Annotated in this window: 24 protein-coding genes; 12 read left to right on the top strand and 12 right to left on the bottom strand. The window is 73.3% G+C overall.

Features of this window, described 5'->3' with window-relative positions; genetic code table 11:
* The first annotated feature begins 924 nt into the window (after nucleotides 1-924).
* The 10 genes from ACIP60_RS13485 to ACIP60_RS13440 all read left to right on the top strand — a co-directional run bounded on the left by ACIP60_RS13485 (nucleotide 925) and on the right by ACIP60_RS13440 (nucleotide 10,450).
* The gene (locus tag ACIP60_RS13485; RefSeq protein ID WP_400683166.1) at nucleotides 925-1,557 is read left to right on the top strand and encodes a WhiB family transcriptional regulator; all 633 of its coding nucleotides are present in this window, start codon (nucleotides 925-927) and stop codon (nucleotides 1,555-1,557) included.
* Nucleotides 1,554-2,723: a DUF2637 domain-containing protein gene (locus ACIP60_RS13480; RefSeq protein ID WP_400683164.1), complete on the top strand. Its 1,170-nt coding sequence runs from the start codon at nucleotides 1,554-1,556 to the stop codon at nucleotides 2,721-2,723. The genes ACIP60_RS13485 and ACIP60_RS13480 overlap by 4 nt, the downstream gene beginning before the upstream one ends.
* A 52-nt stretch (nucleotides 2,724-2,775) precedes the next feature.
* A complete protein-coding gene (locus ACIP60_RS13475; protein WP_400683162.1) occupies nucleotides 2,776-3,012 on the top strand; it encodes a hypothetical protein in 237 nt (78 codons plus the stop codon).
* A 242-nt stretch (nucleotides 3,013-3,254) separates the two neighbouring features.
* Nucleotides 3,255-3,671 (top strand): plasmid mobilization protein, encoded by a 417-nt coding sequence (locus tag ACIP60_RS13470; protein WP_400683159.1) that lies wholly within the window; start codon nucleotides 3,255-3,257, stop codon nucleotides 3,669-3,671.
* Nucleotides 3,672-3,673: 2 nt separating this feature from the next.
* Nucleotides 3,674-5,422 carry a relaxase/mobilization nuclease domain-containing protein gene (locus tag ACIP60_RS13465; protein ID WP_400683157.1) on the top strand — a complete coding sequence of 583 codons (1,749 nt, stop codon included), beginning with the start codon at nucleotides 3,674-3,676 and terminating at the stop codon, nucleotides 5,420-5,422.
* Nucleotides 5,423-5,550: 128 nt separating this feature from the next.
* Entirely contained in the window at nucleotides 5,551-6,825 is a 1,275-nt protein-coding gene (locus ACIP60_RS13460) for an MFS transporter (RefSeq protein WP_400683154.1), read from the top strand.
* Nucleotides 6,826-7,085: 260 nt separating this feature from the next.
* Nucleotides 7,086-8,012, top strand: a complete 927-nt coding sequence (locus tag ACIP60_RS13455) for a GNAT family N-acetyltransferase (protein ID WP_400683152.1) — start codon at nucleotides 7,086-7,088, stop codon at nucleotides 8,010-8,012.
* Between the two features lie 157 nt (nucleotides 8,013-8,169).
* Complete coding sequence (locus ACIP60_RS13450) at nucleotides 8,170-8,619, top strand: XF1762 family protein (RefSeq protein ID WP_400683150.1); 450 nt, start codon at nucleotides 8,170-8,172, stop codon at nucleotides 8,617-8,619.
* Nucleotides 8,616-9,854, top strand: coding sequence for an ATP-grasp domain-containing protein (locus ACIP60_RS13445; protein ID WP_400683147.1), 1,239 nt, complete (start codon nucleotides 8,616-8,618; stop codon nucleotides 9,852-9,854). Before ACIP60_RS13450 ends, ACIP60_RS13445 begins: the two co-directional genes overlap by 4 nt.
* Before the next feature lie 215 nt (nucleotides 9,855-10,069).
* Entirely contained in the window at nucleotides 10,070-10,450 is a 381-nt protein-coding gene (locus ACIP60_RS13440; RefSeq protein WP_400683144.1) for a hypothetical protein, read from the top strand.
* On the opposite strand, the gene ACIP60_RS13435 is transcribed toward ACIP60_RS13440, so the two are convergent.
* From ACIP60_RS13435 to ACIP60_RS13425, 3 genes are all read right to left on the bottom strand, one after another.
* Complete coding sequence (locus ACIP60_RS13435; RefSeq protein ID WP_400683142.1) at nucleotides 10,438-10,560, bottom strand: hypothetical protein; 123 nt, start codon at nucleotides 10,558-10,560, stop codon at nucleotides 10,438-10,440. The genes ACIP60_RS13440 and ACIP60_RS13435 overlap by 13 nt on opposite strands.
* 82 nt (nucleotides 10,561-10,642) lie before the next feature.
* Nucleotides 10,643-11,020 carry a hypothetical protein gene (locus ACIP60_RS13430; RefSeq protein ID WP_400683140.1) on the bottom strand — a complete coding sequence of 126 codons (378 nt, stop codon included), beginning with the start codon at nucleotides 11,018-11,020 and terminating at the stop codon, nucleotides 10,643-10,645.
* Nucleotides 11,021-11,060: 40 nt separating this feature from the next.
* Entirely contained in the window at nucleotides 11,061-11,354 is a 294-nt protein-coding gene (locus ACIP60_RS13425; protein WP_400683137.1) for a hypothetical protein, read from the bottom strand.
* Between the two features lie 429 nt (nucleotides 11,355-11,783).
* Here ACIP60_RS13425 and ACIP60_RS13420 point away from each other — a divergent pair, with 429 nt between their 5' ends.
* Nucleotides 11,784-12,221, top strand: a complete 438-nt coding sequence (locus ACIP60_RS13420) for a hypothetical protein (protein ID WP_400683134.1) — start codon at nucleotides 11,784-11,786, stop codon at nucleotides 12,219-12,221.
* Nucleotides 12,218-12,805 carry a hypothetical protein gene (locus ACIP60_RS13415; protein ID WP_400683132.1) on the top strand — a complete coding sequence of 196 codons (588 nt, stop codon included), beginning with the start codon at nucleotides 12,218-12,220 and terminating at the stop codon, nucleotides 12,803-12,805. The genes ACIP60_RS13420 and ACIP60_RS13415 overlap by 4 nt, the downstream gene beginning before the upstream one ends.
* A 245-nt stretch (nucleotides 12,806-13,050) precedes the next feature.
* Here ACIP60_RS13415 and ACIP60_RS13410 read toward each other — a convergent pair whose 3' ends face one another.
* From ACIP60_RS13410 to ACIP60_RS13370, 9 genes are all read right to left on the bottom strand, one after another.
* Nucleotides 13,051-13,197 (bottom strand): hypothetical protein, encoded by a 147-nt coding sequence (locus ACIP60_RS13410; RefSeq protein ID WP_400683130.1) that lies wholly within the window; start codon nucleotides 13,195-13,197, stop codon nucleotides 13,051-13,053.
* 141 nt (nucleotides 13,198-13,338) lie between these two features.
* Nucleotides 13,339-14,649: a DUF6884 domain-containing protein gene (locus ACIP60_RS13405; RefSeq protein WP_400683127.1), complete on the bottom strand. Its 1,311-nt coding sequence runs from the start codon at nucleotides 14,647-14,649 to the stop codon at nucleotides 13,339-13,341.
* 39 nt (nucleotides 14,650-14,688) lie between these two features.
* On the bottom strand, nucleotides 14,689-15,507 hold the full coding sequence (locus tag ACIP60_RS13400; RefSeq protein ID WP_400683125.1) for a DUF317 domain-containing protein: 819 nt from the start codon (nucleotides 15,505-15,507) through the stop codon (nucleotides 14,689-14,691).
* An 82-nt stretch (nucleotides 15,508-15,589) separates the two neighbouring features.
* A complete protein-coding gene (locus tag ACIP60_RS13395; RefSeq protein ID WP_400683122.1) occupies nucleotides 15,590-17,098 on the bottom strand; it encodes a hypothetical protein in 1,509 nt (502 codons plus the stop codon).
* Nucleotides 17,095-18,105 (bottom strand): hypothetical protein, encoded by a 1,011-nt coding sequence (locus ACIP60_RS13390; RefSeq protein WP_400683120.1) that lies wholly within the window; start codon nucleotides 18,103-18,105, stop codon nucleotides 17,095-17,097. The genes ACIP60_RS13395 and ACIP60_RS13390 overlap by 4 nt, the downstream gene beginning before the upstream one ends.
* Nucleotides 18,102-18,794, bottom strand: a complete 693-nt coding sequence (locus ACIP60_RS13385) for a DUF317 domain-containing protein (protein WP_400683118.1) — start codon at nucleotides 18,792-18,794, stop codon at nucleotides 18,102-18,104. Before ACIP60_RS13385 ends, ACIP60_RS13390 begins: the two co-directional genes overlap by 4 nt.
* A 186-nt stretch (nucleotides 18,795-18,980) precedes the next feature.
* Nucleotides 18,981-19,649, bottom strand: a complete 669-nt coding sequence (locus tag ACIP60_RS13380) for a hypothetical protein (protein WP_400683116.1) — start codon at nucleotides 19,647-19,649, stop codon at nucleotides 18,981-18,983.
* A 171-nt stretch (nucleotides 19,650-19,820) separates the two neighbouring features.
* Nucleotides 19,821-20,822, bottom strand: coding sequence for a hypothetical protein (locus ACIP60_RS13375; RefSeq protein WP_400683113.1), 1,002 nt, complete (start codon nucleotides 20,820-20,822; stop codon nucleotides 19,821-19,823).
* The gene (locus ACIP60_RS13370) at nucleotides 20,819-21,382 is read right to left on the bottom strand and encodes a hypothetical protein (RefSeq protein WP_400683111.1); all 564 of its coding nucleotides are present in this window, start codon (nucleotides 21,380-21,382) and stop codon (nucleotides 20,819-20,821) included. The genes ACIP60_RS13375 and ACIP60_RS13370 overlap by 4 nt, the downstream gene beginning before the upstream one ends.
* Nucleotides 21,383-21,483 lie beyond the last annotated feature (101 nt).

Below are 21,483 nucleotides of genomic sequence, written 5' to 3'. Positions count from 1 at the left end.
GGTTAGCGCGGTGAACTTCATGATCATTTCTCAGCCTCTGAAAAAACCCTGCGTCTACTCGCGTAGATATATTGAATTCGTTGACCGGTATCCATGCGAATACCTAACGTATTCCCCAGAGCCCACGGCACACGAACCATCTGAGTGGAGGTCAGGCGATGGCACACCAGCCGCACACCGCCTGCCCCCGCTGCGGGCACTTTGGTCGACGCGGAACGCGGGACGCCCTCGGGCGTCACGACGCGTAGCGGCGACCACCGGACGAGTCGGCCACTCACAGCGACGCAGCCGCCCGACCGATCGACGACCAGCCCGAGTGGCGGCCACGAGCCGTAGCGATCGGGCGGCGAAACAGGCCGTGAAACGACAAAGCGCCCGCGAGCGGGAACTCGCAGGCGCCGGTCGTGCACGCCAACTTGTGACGTACAACACCCAGAGCAGCGGCCCCGCCCTTGGACGAGTCGGGCTGCTGCCCTTCACGGAAGGGATTGAACCACGATGACGCCACTGCGTACAGGGCAACCCGCGCGAACCGCCGCCGACAGCAGCGGTGCGACGGTACCGCTTGCGGCCCGCGCCCCCGAGGCGCTGCCGCCCCGGACGGCCCCGGTGTACCGGCGCCCGGCTGCACCGCTGCCCGCCGCTCTGCCCCGCAGTCGCGACGGGTACCGCGGCTAAGGCCGCTCGCCCGCGCCGCCGCCGGTAGCCGAGCACGAGCCCGGCCCCCGCTCGACGGGTCCGCAGAGCCGGCCGTCCTGCCAGCCGACCGCCTCGTCCCAGTCCCGGCATCCTGCGCGGCCGCCAACCACACCTTCATCCCTTCACCGAACCAGCGCCCCGTGCGGGCCGGCTTCGCCGTGCCCCGGAGCGCCCCTGCCCCGCGCCGACCGCCTACTCGCGGCGCGATGGAGACACCACTACGCCATGAACGCGACCATCTACCAGCTGAAGCCCACCCGTGTGCCGGAGGCCGACCTCGTCCCGGAGCCGGAGGCCGATGTCGCCCAGGAACTGGAGGCCGCCTTCGTCAGCGGCCTCACCCGCGGCAGCCAGCACTGGCGGCTGAAGGCCCTGTGCGCCGGCGATCCCCAGCCCGACGACTGGTTCGCGCCGCCGCGGATCGCCGCCCACCGCCGGGCGCTGGCCATCTGCGGGAGCTGCCCCGTGCGCAGTGAGTGCCTGGACGACGCAGTCGCGTGCCGCACCACGGAGGGCATCCGCGGCGGCGTCACCGGCGAGGAAATCGGCCTGCGCCTGACCCACCGTGAGGACCAGCCGCGGTTCGACCAGATCAAGGCGGCGCTGCTCGGGGCGCTGGTCCCGCTGACCGACGCAGAGAAGCGCGCCGTCGTCCGGATCGCGGAGCTGGCCGGCATCGGCTGGGAGGTCTGGGCCCCGGCGATGGGCATCGGCTACAAGGCCGCGACCAGGCGCCGCCGGAACGCCAACAGCGAGCTGGCGACCATCCCCGAGCGCGACCGTACCGAGGAGATCGCCCTCGCCGACGAACTGCGGCAGCAGAAGGCCACCCGCACCACCCTGGCAGTGGCAGCGTGAAGCTGCCCCGCCCCAAGGTCTCCCCCTGGGACATCGCCGCGATCGGGCTGCTCGGCGCCGCCGGCTTCACGCTCAGCTACGACGCGTTGCAGCAGATGGCGCAGGCCATCCACATCCGCGGCCAGCTCACCCACGTCTTCCCGGTCGTCGTCGACGGCTTCATCGCCTACGGCGTCCGTGCCTTGGTCCTCTTGCAGAAAGCACCCCTCAGGGCGCGCGCCTACACCTGGTCGCTCTTCGCCGGCGCGACCAGCACCAGTGTCTGGGCCAACGCGCTCCACGCCGTCCGCCTCAACCAGCAAACACCCGGACAAGCGGCCGACACCCTGAAGCTGGGCGACGTCCCGGTGGCCTTCCTCAGCACCATCGCGCCGCTGGCCCTCGCCGGCGCGGTCCACCTCGGCATCCTCGTCAACCGGCACAACACCAGCGCTACCTCGACGGACGGACCCGAACCGAACTCACCCACCCCGGCCGCCGAGCAGGTCTCCGGCGAGCGCGTCCCAGCCAATGACCAAGCAGCCACAAGCCCGACCCGCGCGCCCGAGCTGGACCGCCCCATGCAGCAGACCGCAGTGGCAGAACTGAGCGCCGATCCCTCTCACGCGGCCGGCACCCAGTCCTCCGAGAAGAACCTCCAGCTGTACCGCCGATCTGTTCGCAGGTACGCCCGTGAGACCCAACGACGCAGCCAACGGACAGCCCTGGACGAACCACAGACCGAGCGCGCCGCTCCGCGCGGACCAGCAGCAGGCCGACGCCTCCCGGACCGGACCACGGCGGACGGACCGGACGCCCCGGACCGGACCAGCGCCCCGGACGGACCGGACGGACCAGACGAGCCGGACGGGCCGGACGGGCCGGACGGGCCGGACCGGACCAGCGCCCCGGACGGACCGGACCGGACCACGGCGGACGGACCGGACGGGCCGGACGGGCCGGACGGGCCGGACCGGACCAGCGCCCCGGACGGACCGACGAAACCGGTAGCGGATCCTGTGCTGCTGGCTATCGGGCGCGCGGCTACCGCTGCTGCGGGCCGGACTTCTCGAACCGTCGTACGCACAGCTCTCCGGAACGCAGGCCACCGAGCGTCGAACGAATCGCTCAGTGCGGTCCTGGAGGTCCTGCGCGCTGACAAGTCACCGCCAGCACTCCGCCGTTGACCCTTTCCTTCTCGTTCACCCTTCTCCATCCGATCCACCACCAGGAGCACCCATGAGCACCACCGTCCTCACCGACCAGGACATCGTCAGCGACTTCATGACCGTCCTCGTCGCCCACCGCCACCTGCACACGGCCGAGCAGCTCGGCGACGGCCGGTGGAGGGTGCGCCGAACCGGCACCGGACGGCCCGAGTTCCTCACCGCGGATCAGGTGGAGGAACTGGTCATGGACCACGTGATCGGCGCGTTCGCTGCCCGGGGGCTGGCCGACACGGACGCCGACTTCTAGCCGGCCGCGAGCAGTCCGCACCCTGCCCGGAAAGCCTTCAACGCGCTCACAGAGCAAGCGAGTTGCCACCTACGGCGGAGCGAGCTATCTGCTTGGACCGTCCTATCGGACGGTCCAAGCGCTCGCCCCGGACAGGGGGCCGGGGAGGGCCCGGGTTCGGGCCGAGCGGGGGCGCTCGACCCGAACCCGGACCTCCGGAGCCAGGGGGCTCCGGCAGGGGGACCGACAGGAAGAACAAGCCGATGAACGCCGCCGTCGAGAGCACCGTGCGCCGTCCGCGCCGACGTCACCACCAGCCCACCCAGCGCCAGCGCCGTCTCACCGCCCGATTCAGCCCCGACGAAGAAGCCGAGATCAAGCGCGCCGCCAGCGCCCGCGCGCTGACCGTCGCCCGCTTCATCGCCGCCGCCACCCTCAACGCCGCCCGCAACCCCACCGCCGCCGAAGACCCCGAAGACCGCCGCGACCGCGCCCTTGACGAACTCGCCGCCGCCCGCCACGAAACCGCCCGCTGCGGCAACAACCTGAACCAGATCACCCGCTCGCTGAACTCCGGCGGGCTGCCGAGCCCGGCCGACCTGGTCGCCACCCTGGCCGCAGTCCGCGCCGCGATCACCACCATCGACACCGCCTCGGCGAAGATCGTGAAGGAGAAGTAACCGTGGTGCCGAACGTGACCCGAGGCTCGCGGACGTACGGCCTGCTCGCCTACCTCTACGGTCCGGGACGGCGGGACGAACACACCGACCCCCATCTCGTCGCGAGCTGGGACGGCTTCGCCCCGGACCCGGGCCGCGATCCGGCCGCCAACCTCAAGCAGCTCCAGTCCGCCCTGGACCTGCGCGTCGACCAGCGCGGCACCCGCCGCGCGCTGAAGAAGCACGTCTGGCACTGCTCGGTACGGCTCTCCCCCGAAGACCGCGACCTGAGCCCCGAGGAATGGGCCGAAGCCGCCCGCCGGGTGGTCGCCGCCGCCGGCATCGCGCCCGAAGGCGACCCGGACGGCTGCCGCTGGGTGGCGGTGCGCCACGCCCAGGACCACATCCACATCGCGGCCACCATCGTCCGCGGCGACCTGCGCAAGGCCGACATCGAGAACGACTACAGCAGGGTCCAGGCCGAGTGCCGGAAGATCGAGAAGGAGTGGAGCCTGCGCCAGCTCAACCCGGGCGACGGCACGAAGGCGAAGGAGCCGACCAACCAGGAGAAGCACAAGGCCACCCGGTTGGGGCGGGAGGACACCAGCCGGCAGCTGCTGCGCGACGCCGTCCGCCAGGCCCTGGCCGGCGCGAACAGCGAGGAGGAGTTCTTCGCTCGCCTGGAGACGGCGGGCGTGCTGGTCAACCGAAAGATCGGGCCGTCCGGCGACACCCTCGGCTACAGCGTGGCCGTCCCGGGCGAGCGCGACGCGGCGGGCAGGCCGGTGTACTTCGGCGGGTACCGGCTGGCACCAGACCTGACGCTGCCGAAGATCCGCCGGCGCCTCGCGGCAGCGCCGGCGACGGGCGCCGTCGAAGAGCCGCAGGCCCCGTCCGCCGGGCGGGCGGGCGAGCGCCGCTCGGCCCCGGCCCGCGCCCGCTACGCCGCCACCGTCGTCGTCGACGAGGCACTCGACGTGCTCGACGGCCAGGACGACCAGGCCGCCGCCGCGGTCATCGCCGACACCGGAGAGGTCCTGGACGCGCTCGCCGGCACCGCTCTGCCCGCGCAGAAAGCCCAGCTGCTCGCAGCGGCCCGGGCGTACGAGCGGGCGTCGCGCTCGCACACCCGGGCCGCCCGCGACGCGAACTTCGGCGTGCGCTCGGCCGCCCGGCAGATCCTGGCCGGCGGCTACACCACCAACCGGGCGCCGGACGCCACCGCGGCGGCCACGCTGCTGGCCGCGCTGCTGCTGCTGGTGCTCGCGAGCAGCAGCTGGCACGCCGAACGCGGCCACCGCCAGCAGGCCGCCGCCGCCCGCGCCGCCGCCGACCACCTGCGCACCGCCTACCGCCAGGCCGCCAACCGGCCGATGGCCGCGCTGCGCCAGCGCGGCCAGCTCCTGCCGCAGCCGGTGCGACAGCGCCAGGAGCAGGCCCTGCGCCGGGCCGCCCCCGGCGAGGCCGGGCGGCTGCTGGCCGAGCCCGAGTTCGACGCGCTCGCCGCCGCCCTGGCCGAAGCCGAAGCGGCCGGCCACGACCCGCAGGCGCTGCTGGAGCAAGCCCGTGCCTGGCGGGAGCTGGGCAGCGCCGACTCCGTGACCGCCGTCCTGACCTGGCGGGTGCGGCACCTGGCCCAGCTCCCCGTCTCCGCCCGCCGGCAGACGCCGAACCGGACCACCAAGCCCGCTGCTCCCGCCGTCGCGGGCACCCACCCGGTCGACCCCGCCGGCGCGACGGTCCCTCCCGCCGACTCGCCGCGCCGCCGCTGACCCGGCCGCCGACGGACGCCGCCTGGGCTCCGTCGGCGGCCGAACCACCCCTTTGCCGATCGCGGAGACCGATCCCCGCCGCTTGCGAACGTCCCAGCCACCTCACCACGCCCCATCAGGGAGAACGCATGCCCCGCCCCACCTCCGCCGCACGGCGCCGCCCGGCGGCCGAACGCGACTGGCTGTTGCGCTGCTACCTCCTGCGCGCCACCGACTCCCTGGCTGCCGCAGTCGTGATGTACGCCGTCCCGCTGCTCGTCCTTGCCCTCACCCACTCCCCCGGCTGGGCCGGCACGGCCTTCCTCCTGGAGTGGCTGCCGCGTCTGCTCGCCATCGCGGGAGCCGGTCCGCTGATCGACCGGCGCAGCCCCCGCGCCGCGGTCCTGGGCACCGGCCTGCTGCGAGCAGCCGCCGCCCTGGCCACCCTGGTCGGTCTCGCGGCCGGTGCCGGACCGTGGATCGTTCTCGGCTTCGGCGTGGTGGCCGGGATGCTCGCCGAGGCCGCGTTCCTCGCCAACGAGTCCCTGGGCGGGGACGCCAGCCGCCGGGCGGGCGAGCGCGCGCACCGCGTGCAGGCCGTCCTGACCGGCACCGACCAGGCCGCGCTACTCGTCGGCCCGCTGGTGGGCGGCCTGCTCCTGCTCGCCGGCCCCGCCCTGCTGCTGGCCGCCGTGGCGATCCTCTCCACCCTGACCGCCACCGTCGCCTTGACCATGCGGTCCGGACGGCCCCACCTGCACCTCGTCAGCGACACGGCCGCCACCCGCCCGCTGGCCAACTTGGCGACCGGGCTGGACGTCCTTCGCCGAACCCCCGCCCTCGCCTGGCTCGTCGGCGCCCTGGCCTGCGTCAACCTCGCCTCGGGCCTGCTGCAGGTGTCCGCGCCGATCACCGTCACCCGCACCCTGCACCACTCCAGCGCCGCCGTCGGCCTGGTGTGGAGCATCGCCGCCGCGCTCTCGCTGGCCGCCGTCGCCGCCGCCCGCCGCGCCATCGACCGCTGGGGCCTGCTCGGCGTCGGCAGCGCCTCGGCCGCCGCGATGTGCACCGCCACCCTCGCCAGCGCACTCGCCCCCACCCTCCCCCTCTACGCCGCGGCCGTCGGCCTCCTCATGGCCGGCGAAGGCGCGGTGACGGTGGTCCTGCGCACCGCCCGCGCCCGTCTCATCCCGCAGCGGGCGTTCGCCGCCACCCTCGCCAGCACCGTCCTGATCGTCCTCGCCCCGCTGCCCGTCGCCGGGCTGCTGGTCGCGCTCTGGCCCGCCGAGCACCTGCGCGTGCTGGTCGCGCTCACGGCGGTGGCCGTCTCGGCGGGCACCTGGGCCTGCTTCCGCGGACTGCGCACCCACCGCACCGCCTGGACCACCGCCACGGACAGCGAACCGGCCGCGAAGGCGGCCTGACCCGCACGACCCACCGCCCAACCCCATCGACAGCCCCTCTGGAGTGCTCCATCCCCACCGCCCGACCGCCCATCGAACCCGCCACCACCAGCGCCACCGGCACCTGGTACGCCACCGCCACCGCCGCACCCCGAGACAGCCACCGCGCACCGCACCCCTCCCGCACCCGTGCCTGGAGCGCCGCGTGGGAGGGCCTCACGACCGAACAGGTCCTCGCCCACCGCCACTTCCACGCCACCGACGCCGGCCACGCCGAGACGGTGCCCTACTTCCTCGTCCCCGCCGACGGCAGCCCCTACTGGACCAGCCAGGAAGTCGACGCCGGCGTCCCGCCCGTGTGGCCGGGCCCCGTCCTGTACTCCGGCAGCCCGCACGGCCAGTACGGCGGCGCCGGCGCGAGCACCGAGCCGCTCGCCGACCTGACCGCCCGCGCCGGACTCGACCTCGCCGGCGAACTCGGCGGGCACGCCGTCGTGTACCCGGGGCTCGACGCCCACCAGGCGCAGCGGCTCGCCGCCGCCGGCCGCCGCCGGGGCACCGCCCACGTCCTCGACCTGGCCACCGACGTCGCCCACGTCCGCGACCTCGACCCGCACCAGGGCATGGAGCACTGGTGGGCGAACACGCCGACCGCCCACCGCCGCGACGTGCGCCGGCAGTGGCGCCGCGCCACCGAAGCCGGACTCGCCCTCGACCCCCTGACGGCACATCGGATGCTGCCGCACCTGGCGGAGTTCACCCGCCTGGCCGTCGGCACCGCCGAGCGCCACGGCTGCCCCCTGTACGGCCTGGACATGTTCGAGCGCCTGGCCCGGGTGCCCGGTGCCGTCCTGCTCGCCGCCCGCGCCGAGAACCGGCTCGTCGGCGGCCTGTACAGCTGGCTCCACGACGACTGCCTCTACCTGTGGGCGTCGGGCATCGACTACCGGCATCCCGCCGGCCGCCTGGCCTACGCCTGGCTGATGAGCGAAGCGCCCCGCTGGGCCATCGAGCAGGGCGCCCGCCGCATCGACGCCGGCCGGGCGAACTACCGGGCCAAGCAGCGGCTCGGCTACCGGCCCGATGTCCTGCGCACCGTCGTCCACCTGCCCGGCAACGACCCCGCCACCGCCCGTGCCCTGACCGTCCTGTCGCAGCGCATCGGCAACCAGGCGCTCCCCTACCTGCCCCCCTCGACCTCCTGGTGAACCGTCACCGACCAGACCGACGGGCAAAGCCGTCCCGCTCGCCCCGCCACCCCGCCGTCGAACCGAAGGACTCCATGCCCCGCAAAGCCCCGGCCTCCGCCCCCACGGCCGCCGAACACCAGGCCGCTGTACCGCAACCCTGCGGCGGTGGACCGGCGTGACCCTCCACCTGGTTCCAGTCCGCTCCCGCGAAGCCGCCGCTTTCGTTGACCTATGGCACAGGCATCACCGGCCCCCTCCCGGTCAGATTTTCGCCGTCGGCGCGGCCGACCAGCACGAGACCTTGCGCGCCGTCGCGATCACCGGCCGCCCGGTCGCCCGCCACCTGGATGACGGGATGACCTTGGAAGTCACCCGCACCTGCAGTGATGGAGCGTTCAACGCCAACTCGCTTCTCCTCGGAGCCTCTTGGCGCGCGGCCAGGGCGCTCGGCTACAGGCGGCTGATCACCTACACCCAGAGCGGCGAGAGCGGCTCAAGCCTTCGTGGCGCCGGCTGGAAGGTCATCGCTCAACGTCCACCCCGCCCCGGCTGGTCCACCACTTCCCGCCCGCGCGCCAACCGCGGCACCGACTGCATCGCCCGCACCCTCTGGGAGGCCCCATGAACAGCGACAACACCTCGACTCCGCCCGGCACGCTGCTGGTCGTCAACGCCGGCGACCGCGCCTACCGGGAGTACACGCTGGCACAGATCGCCGCCCGCCACCGGGTCGCCCTGATCGGGCGCGGCCGACCGGACTGGGAGCGCCCGTACATCGACGACTTCGAGGTCGCCGACCTCGACGACCTCGACGACCTGCTGGAGGCCGTGAACGACCTCGCGCTGAACGGGATCCGAGGGGTCCTGACCTGGGACGAGTTCTCGCTGGTGGGCGCCGCCCACGCCGCGCAACTCCTGGAGCTCCCCGGCAACCCGGTCGCCACCGCCATGGCCTGCCGGGACAAGGCCGCCAGCCGGGCCCGCTTCGCGGCCTGCGGTGTTCCTTCCGCGCAGAGCGTCCCGGTCGCCACCCTGGAGGAAGCCGAACGGGCGGCCGCCCGCATCGGGTACCCGGTCGTCGTCAAGCCCGCCCGGCAGGCCGGGAGCCTCGGCGTCGTCAAGGCCGAGCACCCCGACGACCTCGCCTCCGCCTTCTCGCACGCCGCCCTGGCCGCCGAGGACGACGACGGAGCCAGCGTCCTGGTGGAGGAGTACCTGGACGGGCCGGAGATATCGGTGGAGTGCGTCACCGTCCAGGGAGCCACCACGCCCGTGGCGGTCACCCGCAAGCGGCTCGGTCCGGAACCGTTCTTCGAGGAGGTCGGCCACTCCGTCGAGGCAGGCGATCCGCTCCTGACGGTGGCCGGCCCCGTCGCCGTCGCGGCCCTCTCGGCGCTCGGCTTCACCCACGGCGTCAGCCACGTCGAGATGCGCCTGACCGCCGACGGCCCGCGCCTGATCGAAGTCAACGGCAGGCTCGGCGGCGACCTGATCCCCCACCTCGTCAAGGAGGCCACCGGCATCGACCTGCCGCTCGCCGCCGCCGACATCGCCCTCGGCCTGCCGCCCGACCTCACGCCCACCCGCCGCCGGGCCGCGGCGATCACCATGCTCTACGCCCCCGCCACCGGTGTACTCACCCGTGCCGGTGCCGACCGCGCCCTCGACGCCCAGCCCTGGCTGGAGCGCCTGGTGTGGGAGAAGCAGATCGGCGACCACGTCGCCCTGCCGCCCGACGGCGACCTCGCAACCGCCCGCGTCGCGCACATCGTCGCCACCGGCACCACCGCCGAGATATGCCTCCAGCACCTCGCGGACACCACCGCGCTGCTCGACATCCGCGTCACCACGACCGGCTGACCCCACCGCGGCGGGCCCGACGCGCTGCTCACACCGGGCCCGCCGCACCACAACCCTCCCACCGACAACCCCGCCGCCGCCAACTCCCCTACCCGACAAGGTCGGCAGCACGAAGCGGAGTGACCCACCCCACACCGAAGAATTCGGACATTCGGGAACTAGGCGCCCTCTCCGGGCATTTACCCTCTTGCACCGCACCACGCGAGAGGGGCTCCATGACTACTCCCGACGACCGCGACCCCCACACCCCCCGACAGACTCCCCGATTCAGCCACTACCGCTTCGGCCGGGCCCCCGAGCCCGCGCCCGAGCCGCCCGTCGTCCTGGCCATCCCCCACCCCGCGCCGCTCACCCCGCGCGGCACCCTCATCACCTGCCCGACCTGCGGCGCCGAGCGCGACTGGCTCCTGATCCAGATCGGCGCGGACGTCTTCGTGCGCTGCCGCTGCACCATGGAGTGGAAGGAACGCGACCTAGACGCCGAGGACGTGGCCGGCGCACGCCAGCCCGGCCCCGAGACCGAGTGGGCCAGCATGGAGGAGATGTACCGCGGCCTCGGCTTCGACGGCCTCTTCGCCTACACCTACGTCGGGTAAGAACCCGAGCGGCGCTCCCGCGCCAGCAGCAGCTCGCCGAAGATCCGGCGGGCCTGTCCGCGTTGCACCGGCAGGCCGCAGGGCGCCGCCGCCCCGGAGTAGACCGACACGACAAACACGTAGGGCCCGCACCGCGTTCGCGGTGCGGGCCCTACGTGTTTCAGCACTCCCGCCACCGGCGGGCTGCGCCGGTCAGCGGACGGTGTAGCGGGCGGCGCCGTTGACGGTGTCCGCCTGCACGGCCTGGCCCCGGCGGACCAGGCGCAGCAGGCTCAGGTGTACCGGGCCGGGCCGGCGGCCGAGGTGGCGGGCGAGGTTGGCGGCGCTGCTGGGGGTCCGGGCCAGGTGCAGGTGGCGCAGGACCTCGGTGTCGGTGATCCGGTCGTACGTGGCGGTGGCGCCCCAGAGGCTGAAGACGGCGAGGGCGGTGACGATCAGGTGCCAGGCGACGCGGAAATCGTCGCGGAGGGCATCGTCGACGGCGAGGAAGGCGCAGGTCGCCGCCAGGACGGCGCTCGCGGCGCCCCAGAGCAGAATGGCGGACTTGCGGGTGCGGACGGGCAGCTTCACGGCTTCTCCAGATCGGTGCGAGGGCGGGGCCTGCTGGCAGTTACTCGAAGGGGTGGCGCTGCGGCGGCACCTGGATGGCGGCCACCGCGACGCCCTGGAGCCGGTGGAGCTTGATCTGGAGGCTGACCTGCTGGCAGCAGGTCAGGCCGAGCGCGGTGCTCAGCAGTACGTGGTGCAGGACCGCGCAGACCGCGGCGGTGGAGGCAGTGGAGACGGTACCGACGATCGCCAGGTACTGGACAGAGGCGAAGAGACTGGTGATCTTGACGGCCGGAGCGGCGGGAGCGGAGGTGATGGGGCGTTCCTTTCCTGTCAGGTGGCGAGGAACGTCCATGTTTGCTCTGTTTCGACCGCTTCGCGTAGTGGGTTGTGTCTGCCGGAGGCGAACACCGCGCCCGCGTTCCCTCGCACTGCACGCTGCTCGGCCTCCGGTGTCCGGTCTCGGCGATGATGGCGGGGTCTCGGACAAGGGGATAGTCGCCACATCGGCATTCATGGTGGGGATGACGAACATGGCGAAGCCCCGTCAACACCAGGCTGCACGCTCCGGACGAAAGCACCGGCTACGTCCAGGGAGCCGGATACGCCATGATCAATAAGCGAACCGTGGCAGCGGCCCCTTCCAGCTATCAGGGCGTACGGGGTGCCCGGCTTCCGCCCTTCGACTCTGCAAAACTCTGAGGGCGGGGTATGCAAGGAAGTAGCTGACGTGTTTTCATCGCGCTGCCACGTCAGATCCGATACCAGTGATCAATGGGGGGACATGGACTGGGCCCATGCCGCCGGGTACGGCGCCTTGGGCGGCTTACTGATAGAAGCCGTCACCACTTTCGGCCACTTGATCGATTGGCAGGAAGCCCGGCGTCGCGCCCGCAAGGCCGGACGGCGCAAGCTGCCGACGATCACCAAGTTCATGGATCCGATCGCGGACGCCCTGGTTGCCGTGAGCCGGGTTCTTCTTGGCGCGGTCGTTGGCTGGGCCCTGCACGGCCAGGTCGTCGGCGCCGGTGCCGCCATCGCGGCCGGGGCATCCGCCCCCGCCCTCCTGAGACAGCTCGCGACCAGTCACAGAGTCCGCGACATGATCGCCGGCCGTTCCCCGGAGGCCGGAAACGCCGATTTCGCGGCGGCGCTGATGAGCTCCGTACCAACCCCGTCAGGGCAGCAACCCGAAAGCCGAACAGAGGAGAAAACGTCATGAGCGGGCTGACCGACCGCCTGTGGCGCCCACTGCGAGGACTCGCCGGAACATCTTCGCCCACCGAACGCAGTTGGCGCGGTCAACCGCTCGGACGCCGCTACCTCGCCTCACTGCTGGACTTCCCCCTGCCCCTGCCGGCTCCGCAAGCAGCCACGGCCGGGCCACGCCCTCCCCAGGTGCAAGAGCAGCAGGCCCAACCGATCACGCACGTCGCCATCGTCAGCGTGTTCCCCATCCGCGCAGGACTCACCGCACTGATGCACGCCGTACGGAGCGGTCTGCGCGTGGTGGTCGACGTCGATGACCCGGCAGACCTCCCCGACCCCTCTCAGTACGAGCTCCTGATCCTCGACCTGGACAGGCTCGATCACCCTCTCGACGTCATCGAACAGCTCGCCCCACGAGTGAAGATCCTCGCCTTGTCCCTCTCCTTGGAACCGGCCGACGCAGCCGCCGCGCTCCGGGCCGGAGCCCTCGGCTACATGACCAAAGCCGACCCGCCGGAAGAGCTCGTCTCCGCGGTAGAAGCCGTCAGGTCCGGCCAACTCGTCACCTCCAGGACACTGCTCCACTCCACCAGCTGACCTGCCGCTCCATAGTCGGCTTGGGCCGTGTCTGCCATCTCCCAAGGATGCCGACGCGGAGACCGCCACCTTGCCCGAGACTCCGCCAAGATCACCGAGACCGGACATCCGGGGCGGCCTGGCACGGGTGGGTTCCGCACAGACGAGGGTCGGTGGGGGCATCCTGGTGCGGTGAACCGTCGCGGACCCCGTAGGAACCGGCGCCGCGCCCGTGCGGCGCAGCTCGGCATCAGCCTGTACGAGTTTCAGCAGCACGCCGCCGGCCGTGGAGAGCCGGACACCGAGAGCCCGCCCGAGCCGCGGGCCCGGCCGGGCGGGGTGCCGGAGCCGGCGCTGTGCTGCACGGTGGCGGTGACCCGCAGGGTGGCGCTGGGCGGGACGGTGATGGTCACCAGCGTCCATGAGGCGGGCTGCGGGGTGTGGGGGCCGGGGCGGTGAGCGGAGGGCGGCGCGTACCGAGGGGGGTGACGGAGCGCGCCGCCCGTCAGCGGGTACAACGAGAGCGGCGGGAGTCGGTCACGCCGAAGCGGTGGTCAGCGCCTGCGCGCGGAGCGGCTGGCGGGGGCGGCGGCCGGGAGCCGGAGATCCATGCCCCGGGCGGGCGGCTGGGTGCGGATGGACTCCCGCTGGTGCTCGGCCTGTTTCCACCAGGCGGCGCGCAGCTGGCGGCCCTCGTCGGTGTCGGCCCGGGCGTGCTTGAGCAGTCGCAGCTGCTCGCCGATGCCGCGGGTGCCAGCGAGCGGTATCGCGCGGTGCGGGACCGCGCGGTGAAGGACGTGCGCGTACTCGGCGCCGCCGAGGAAGATCACGTCGGCGTGGTCCAGGTCGAACGAGTCTGCCTGGTGGCGCAGTTGCTCGCCGGTGACGGCGTTCGCGTCGGTGATGCGGACGTCGTAGGGGGCGAGAAGGCGGTCGGTGGGCACCAGCCCTGCCTGGGCGGACAGGATGTAGACGGTGCCCCAGGCGCCGTTGAGGACGTCGGCGGTGCGGCGAAGGGCCTGGTGGTAGCTGCCGGTGTAGAGGTCTCCGGCCGGCACGGTGGTCGCCCCGGGTGCCGGGGCGGCCTTGCGGGAGCCGCAGGCCACGACGACCGCCCGGCGCCGCAGGGCGCGGGCGCCCTGTCCGCGCGCGTACTGGCGGCCGGCCTCGGTGAGGTGGACGGCGAGCGCGAACCGGTGGTCGCGGACGACTTGGTGGCCGTCGGGCAGGGGCCGGATTTGGGCCATCTGGCGGTCGGTCAGGTAGTCCAGCGTGCGCTGGTGCAGCCGCTCGCCGAAGAGGTGGTCGGGATGGGCGGCGGCGGCGAGGACGGCTTCGTGCGCGACCTGGGGCATCCGGCCGGAGGCGGCGCGCACGGGCCGGGACCGCTCCGCCTGGTTGGGTCCGGGCAAGGTGGCGTCGTCGCGCCGCCGGGCGTCCAGGACGACGGGAGCGTGCTCGGCCCAGCTGACGATCTCGTGCCATATCTCGGCCGCGACGTCCTCCTCGTCCGGTAGCGGGTGGCCGCCCTGGTGCGGGGGGCCGATCATCGTGTGGAGGGTGCGGTGGGCGGTGGCGAGGGTCTTCGCGAGGGTGCGGCGGGCGTGGTGGAGGTGGGGTGTGTTCGGGCGGGAGGCGTCCTTGGTCAGGAGCAGGAAGGAGGCACCGTGCTCCAGAACGGCCTGGAAGTGCTGCCAGGCCGCGAGGTCGCGGGCGGCGATGCCGCTCTCCCAGCCGTCCATGTCCACGATCTGGCCGTCCGTGTCGCAGTAGGAGTCGTTGACCGCGTCCCAGTCGGCCATGGCCTGTTGGATACCGCGGACGGCGGTGGAGACGGCGTCGATCGGGTCGGTGGGCTCGGGCATGGGTTCCGTTCGCGGGGGTCGGTGCCGGTGCGCGGTGCTCTACCGGCTGGCGGTGTTCGCCGGGGCGGCGGTGGCCGAGGCAGGTGGCGGGGTGGAGGAGACCGACACGGGGGCCGGGGCGGGGGTGCTGCTCTTGGTGCGGGCCGCCAGTGCCGCGGGCGAGAGGCTCTCCTCGCCCTCCGCGGTGAGGGAGCGGATGGTGACGTGCGGGCGGGTGAGCGTGAGGTCGAGGAAGTCGGCGGTGCGCAGCAGGGGCTGGTCGCTGGCGAGTTCGCTGACGAACGCGGCGAGGATGCGTGAGGGCGTGCCGGCGGTGAACTCGGCGTCCCAGTAGCTGTTGGGGCCGTAGGAGGAGACGGTCGCGGCGGGTGTGCCGCGAAGCTCGTGCAGGCCGGAGGGGATCCTGGCGACGGCGTTGGCGTAGAGGTCGGGAGGGCGGAAGCTCACGGCGCCGCGCGGGTCGACCTCGTCGCTCCAGCCGGCCCGGGCCAGGGGGATCAGCCCGAGGGCCAGCAGGCCCCGGACGTAGGGCTCGCGGGTGCCGTCCGGGGCTTCGTCCAAGACGGCTTCCGCCTCGGTGACGGTCGCGGCCAGCAGTTCGGGCGGGACGGACGTGCGGACGGTGAGGCTCCAGGCGACCTGGGCCCCGCGGTGCTGGGCGCCCCACACGGTCCACTTGGGCCAGGGGTCGTAGCGCGTGGGGGCGCCGTTGGGCAGGTGGACGCCGAGTCGGCCGCAGGGGCGGATGAGCCGGTCTTCGCGGGGCTGCTGCCAGCCGCGGTCGGTGAGGAATTCGGTGACGAGCCGGGCTCCGTCGCGCAGGCGGCCGACGAAGTGGCGGGGGGTGACGGCGACCATGTCGGAGGGAGCGGCCCAGTCCTGGCGCTCGATCAGGTCGCGGAAGCTGGTGGACAGGGCAGTCTCCGGTGTACGGGTGGGGTTATCGGGTGTGCGTGGTGCGGCGGGCCGGCGGGTCGGCTGCTGGCGGCGTCCGGCGGGGGTCGGCCGGGGCGGTGCCGGGTGCCGGGGCGGTGCGCCGGCTGCGCACGCGCGAGGCGGCGGCGGCCGAGGACAGCTGCGGTGCGGTGGCCGCGAGGCGTACGGAGGTGAGGAGCTGCCTCGGGATCCGATCGCCGTCGCGCAGGAGCGGGGCCGGGTCGGCGAGCACCGAGACCAGCGCGCGGACCAAGTACGGCGGGGTGAGTCGGGACAGGTGGGCCTGCCAGCGCCCGGGGGCGCCGGAGACGTAGAAGTCCGCGCCCCCCTGAAGGCGGCTGGCGAGGGCCTCGGCGGTCGTGGTCTGCGGGAAGTTCAGGCCCCGGCCGTGCGAGATGCTCGCGCTCGCGTAGCCGCCGGGCGCGACCAGGCGCAGCCTGGTGGCACCGGAGTGCGCGCTCCATCCGGCCGAGGTGAGCGGCTCGACGACCTCGCCCAGGGTGATGTCCTCCTCCTGGGAGAACGTGTATGCGGTACCGAGGTCGATGTCGGCGGCCACCGAGTCGGTCAGGAAGTCCAGCCAGTCGTCGGTGATCTCGGCGGGCGTGCTCGGGGTGAAGTGCGCCCTCCACTCCGAGTTGAAATCGAGGGGCTTCGGCCTCGCGGACACCCGCAGACCGTCCTCCGGGCTTCCCGTCACGCGTGCCCGCCCGCAGGAGCTGACCACCTGGCCGGACTCGGCGGCGTGCCACAGGCCGGAGGGGCGCGGCGGCAGCGGCCCTCGGGCCGCGGGGCCGGCCAGGTAGCGGGGGGACACCAGGACGCGGGGCCCCGGCGAAGGCGGGAGCGGTTCGAGGGACATCCGCTCCTGGTGGGCGGAGGGCACCTCGGCGGCCGAGCGCAGCGCCGGGCGCAGCAGGGCGGCCGCGGCGCTGTGCAGCAGGAAGGCCGGGGCGTGCGAGCTGAAGGTCACCTTCCAGGTGCCGTGGGAGGCGGCGCCGGTGAGCACGGTGGAGGGGTTGTCGCTGTGCAGGGGGCGGGTGAGGGCGGCCAGGCGGTCGGGGGCGAGCAGGACGTCGTGGCCGTCGCGCTGCCCGAGCGCCCACCCGGCTTCGCACAGCACCGCGAGGGCACCGTCCCAACCGGGCGCCGGATGGTAGGCGTCCCAGGGCGAGTACTCCAGCCGATGCGCGAGGGTGGACAGGACGGTGGCGGTGATCTCGCCGGGGGCGGCGTCGTCGAAGCTGACCGACCAGGGCACGCGCGTCCACGTCGGATCCGAGATATCGACTTCCCAACCGGAGGAGTCACCGAAGAAGTCGAAGCGCCGGGTCAGCCACGCCCTGCCCTGGGGGCAGCGGAGTATCGGGGTGCCGTAGGGGTTGCGGGGCCGCCTCCAGCCGAAGTGGTCGACGAGGTCGGAGACGATGTCCTCGCTGCCGGTGCCGGGGCCGGCGAGGTGGAGCGGTCGGACGAGCAGGTCAGGGGCGGTGGGCAGAGCGGGTTCCTTCACAAGGTCGGTCGGGCCGGCAGGTGGGCGGCCGGCGGGGCGGAGGCGGGCAGCGGCGCTCCGGTGGCGGAGCGGATCACTGCCGCCGGGAGGGTGGTGGAGCGGACGCGCGCGGCAGCGTGCCGGTCGGCGGGGTGAGGAAGGAGGAGCTGGGCGGCGAGCTGGAACGCCTGGCGTTGCCGCTCCTCCGTCCAGGACTCCAACTGCTCCACGAGGTCGGGCAGTGCCGGGTCCAGGAGGGAGTGCACGCGCAGGCCGGCGGCGCCGAGCACCGCGATGAGGGCGGCGGACTCGATGATCGGCGCGAGGTCCGGATGGAGGTCGTCGCGGTCGCAGATGTACTCGCCGCCGCCCGCCAGGACGTCCGAGGCACCTGTCTGCTCCTCGTCGAAGCGCACTTCGGCGGCGAGCAGCAGGCACCGCACGGCCTCGCGCAGTACCTGGGCGTCGTGCGGATCGTTCTGCCAGCGGCGGCCGTCGGAAGCGTAGATGGGTATCTCCTCGGATTCCGGGTCGGTTTCGGCAGCGGTGGCGCCGGTCCTGCTGGGCGTGCTCGGGCCGATCTCCCTCGCCAGCACGGTGCGCAGGGCGTCGTCGTAGCGGGGCAGCAGCCGGATGCGGACGGCGGAGGCGGCCCGGGCGGGGTCGGCTCCGGCGGTGATGCCGTGCGGGCTGAGGTCCTCGAAGTCGTTGGCGCTGCCGAGGAATTCGGGCAGCAGGGGCGCGATGGCGTACTGGCCGGTGTGGGGGTGCGGGCGAGGCAGGACGAGCAGCGCCCGCAGTCCGCCGTCCGTGACGATTCCCGCGCGCTGGTAGGCGAATGCACCCAGGATCCAGTCGGCGACGGCGTGGTCCCACAGCTGCTCGTGCAGGTCGGACCGGGTGGTGCCGGTGCTGATGTCGGTGGTGCCGGCGGCCCAGGTGCCGGGCAGCCGCGCGGCGAGGCCCTCGCTGAAGCACAGCAGGGCGCGGTGCTGCTCTTCGCGCCAGGCGGTGGCGGTGTCGGTCATCGTCGCCGGCCCTCGGCTGCCGGTGCCGCCGGTGCGGGGGGCTGCGGGGAGGGCGGGCGCACCGCGCTCAGGGGCAGGCGGACGGGGCGTGAGAGGGAGAGGGCCGCCGAGCGCCGGTCGATCGGGCCCCCGGCCGGGGTGGGGGTGGAGAGCTGGGTCAGGTTCGCGGCAGGAAGAGCGCTCAGCGGGCGGACGGCACTGCGGTCACCGACAGTCAGCTCCAGTGCGGCGTTCACGACGTGGTTCGGCACATCGTGCTCGAACGCCGCCGTCCATCCCCCGTCGGTGTCGCGACCGGACTTGACCGTGATGGTCAACTTCTCCGGGCTGGAGGGGCGGCGGTCGAACTCGACAACGGCCTGGCGGTCAGGCGACGTCCACGCGCGCACCAGGGCGCTCGTACTCCAGTGCTCGCGCAGTGTCCAGCCGCTGCCGGGCATGAGGCTCCTGGGCACGCCGAGGCGTTCCAGCCGGGTAGGGGCGATACCCCGTAGTGAGTGGGCGACGGTGAGCGCGGCGGCACGGAGGATCTCGGCGGGTGTGCCGGCGGTGAAGGTGACCGACCACGAGTCGTGATGGCTCTCGGGATCGGTATGCACCAGGAACCAGAGGTTGTCGTCGGCCGGTTGTTCGAGCCGCGCTGATGCGCAAGGCGATCGCAGGGTGGTGAGGGAGTCCTCCCGCTCCACGGTCCAACCCAGACGCGTGAGCGCCGTGGTGACGGTGGAGGTGTCGCCGGGGCCGGCCAGGTAGAGCGGTTGGACGTGAATGGAGGTGGTGATGGTCGGGAGTTTCCTCTTCGGTTGGCCGCGGCGGACGGGGGCGAGAGGGTCGGAGGTGGCCGCCGAGGGTGCGGGAACGGGGGGTGAGGGAGGTCAGCGGGCCGGAGGACGCCTGGCGTTCGGCGGTTGGGCATCGGGCTTCGGCGGGGTGCTGACGACGCGGGCCCAGCCGGCGGCCGCCGAGGAGGTGCCGAGCAGGGCCGCTGCGGCGCGGGCGCTGGGTGAGAGGGCGGCCGGCGGGAGCGGGGAGTCGGGGTCGTCGGTCCACGCCCGGGCATCCTCGACGGTGGCGAAGTGGCCCTCGCGCAGGGTGTAGGTGTCGTCGTCGACCTGGCGCCGGTCGTGGAAGACGCGCACCGGCCGGGCGGGGTCGGCGGCCTGGGTGTCGGTGGCGATGACCCAGGTGTCGTACGGCACGGTGTCGAAGCTGTAGTCGTCGTGGACGGCAAACCGGTTCACGGAGCCCCGCAGCAGCGCTTCGATGCGCTCGGTCTCCCGGTCGGCCGGCCCGATCGGGCCCTGGCGGGTGAAGGCCGCCGGGTCGGCGCCGCGCTGGACCAGCCAGGCTTCGGCCATGGCGGCCAGAGGGTGCCAGGCGTACTCCATCTCGAACGTGCCCGCCGCGCGATCGCGCTGGATGCGGACGGCGACCATTGCGGGCAGGCCCGGCACGTCGCCGTACGCGTGCGCGGCGTTGTAGAAGACGAGGTAGGAGTCGTCGCCGTCGCGGCGGTGCTGCTCGGACACCGCTTCGAGGTCCATGGCGCCGAGGTGGACGTCGGCCTCGGCGCTGGCGGTACCGGCAGGGTCGAGGCCGCCGACGCGGAAGTCGGCGAGGATGGAGAAGGGGACGGGGTCGATGGGCGGATCTCCGGTCGGGCGGGAGGGAAGTGAGGGGGCGGGAGTTCGGCGGCACTTCGCGGTGCGCCCCGCTCACAGGCGGGGGCGCATCGGCGGCGGCCTGTAGTCCCGGGGCGGCGGCGGGGTGGGGCCCGAGGGCGAGAAGTGCTGCTTCGTGCGGAGGGCCGCAGCCTCGGCGCGGGAGAGCGGTTCGGGCTGGCTATCTGCTTTGCTGGCCTCGTAGTCGTCGAGCAGCGGGCCGAGGTCGGAGCGCAGGTCGGCCCGCAGGCGGAGGTCTTCGGCGATCTCGAAGAAGGCCGGCACCTGCCGGGGGCCGGCGTCGGCTTCGGTGCCGTTGACGATCGCCTCCAGCTCCGCGCGGGCGACGTCGACCTCTGCAAGGGCGCGCTGCGCGGCGGCCAGCACCCGCTCGTTCACCCAGTCCAGTCGGCGCGAAACCCGGTAGAGTTCCTCTCCCAGTTGGGCCATCTGCCCGGTGGCGTCCCGGTGGATGGCCCGGTAGCCGTGGTAGCCCAGGCGCTCCAGCACGGCCTGCGAGCCGATCCAGGCCGCCTTGGGCGGTGGAGCGGTGTAGGCGGTGGTGAACGGACGCTGCGGGTCGAGGTTCTGCCGCAGGTCCTCCACCTGTACGAGCCACTGCTCGCCCGTGTCGCGGTGGGACCAGCTGTCCGTGAGCTGTTGGGCGTCGGAGAGGATGACGTCGAGGACGTCGACGGCCAGCGCGGTTACCGCGGCGGGGAGTTCGGGCAGCGGGGGCCGCTCCAGTTGGTTGCTGTGCCAGTAGATGTAGGCGCGCCGGGCGTCGACGGCCTCGGCGGCGGCCATGGCTGCCGGGAGGAACTTGTTGCGCTCGTCGGAGGTGCTGGTGAGGTAGTCGGTCAGGTGGGAGGTAAGGATGCGCGGATGGGAGGCGGGGTCGGTGGTACGGAGGATGGAGCCGAGGTCGGCGGAGGCGTTCTCGTACGACCTGGTTCCGGGGGGTGGCGTGACGATGCGGACTTCCTGGTGGTCGACGGGGTCGGGGTGTTCAGTTGGCGGTGCTGCGGATCGGGGCGTGCCGGGGCGGTGTGTCATCGCCGTCGCGGGCGGGGCCCCGGCGCGGGGCCTTCCGGCCCGGTGCTCGTCTGCGGCACGTCGGGGGCTGCGGTCCGCGATCGGCTGCGGGCGCTGGCGGCGCCCGTCCGGCCCTCTTCCGGGAAGTGGGCGCGGTGCCAGTCGTCGAGGCGGTCGTAGAGCAGAGCGAGGCGATTGATGGCTGCCCAGCTGAGCGTCGGCGCGGTGCCCGGCTCTCGGGCAGCGGGGTCCTTCGCCAGCTCGGGGCCAGCGGCGGATCCGCCTCCCATCCGCTGGACGGTATCGATGACGGCGGGATCGGCAGCCACCGCCAAGGCCCGCTCGATCAGCAGCTCGGTGCCCTGGCCGGAGTGGTGGAAGCCCAGCGCCTGAGCGGTTAGGAACGCCTGCGTGAACACCGACCACAGGTCACTACCGGCCTGGGTCCTGTGCTGCCGGTCGATCTCGTAGCTGCCGGTGTGGGCGAATAGCCGGGCGTCCTGCAGGCGCAGCAGGTGCGCGCGGATCTCGGCCGCGTTCACGGACTCGCTGGGCGGCCCGCCCCGGGGGCGGTTCTTCACCGGCATCTTGTAGTAGTGGGCGGTGAGCAGGACGCGGACGGTGCCGGCCGGTGCCAGGAGGTCGAGGGCGCTGAGGGTGTGCGGGGTGATGAGGGGTCCTT

The organism is Kitasatospora sp. NPDC088783 (genome assembly GCF_044750705.1).
Taxonomy (GTDB): Bacteria; Actinomycetota; Actinomycetes; order Streptomycetales; family Streptomycetaceae; genus Kitasatospora; species Kitasatospora fiedleri.
The sequence above is the reverse complement of the archived record's forward strand: the minus strand, read 5'-3'. Positions and strand labels throughout refer to the sequence as shown.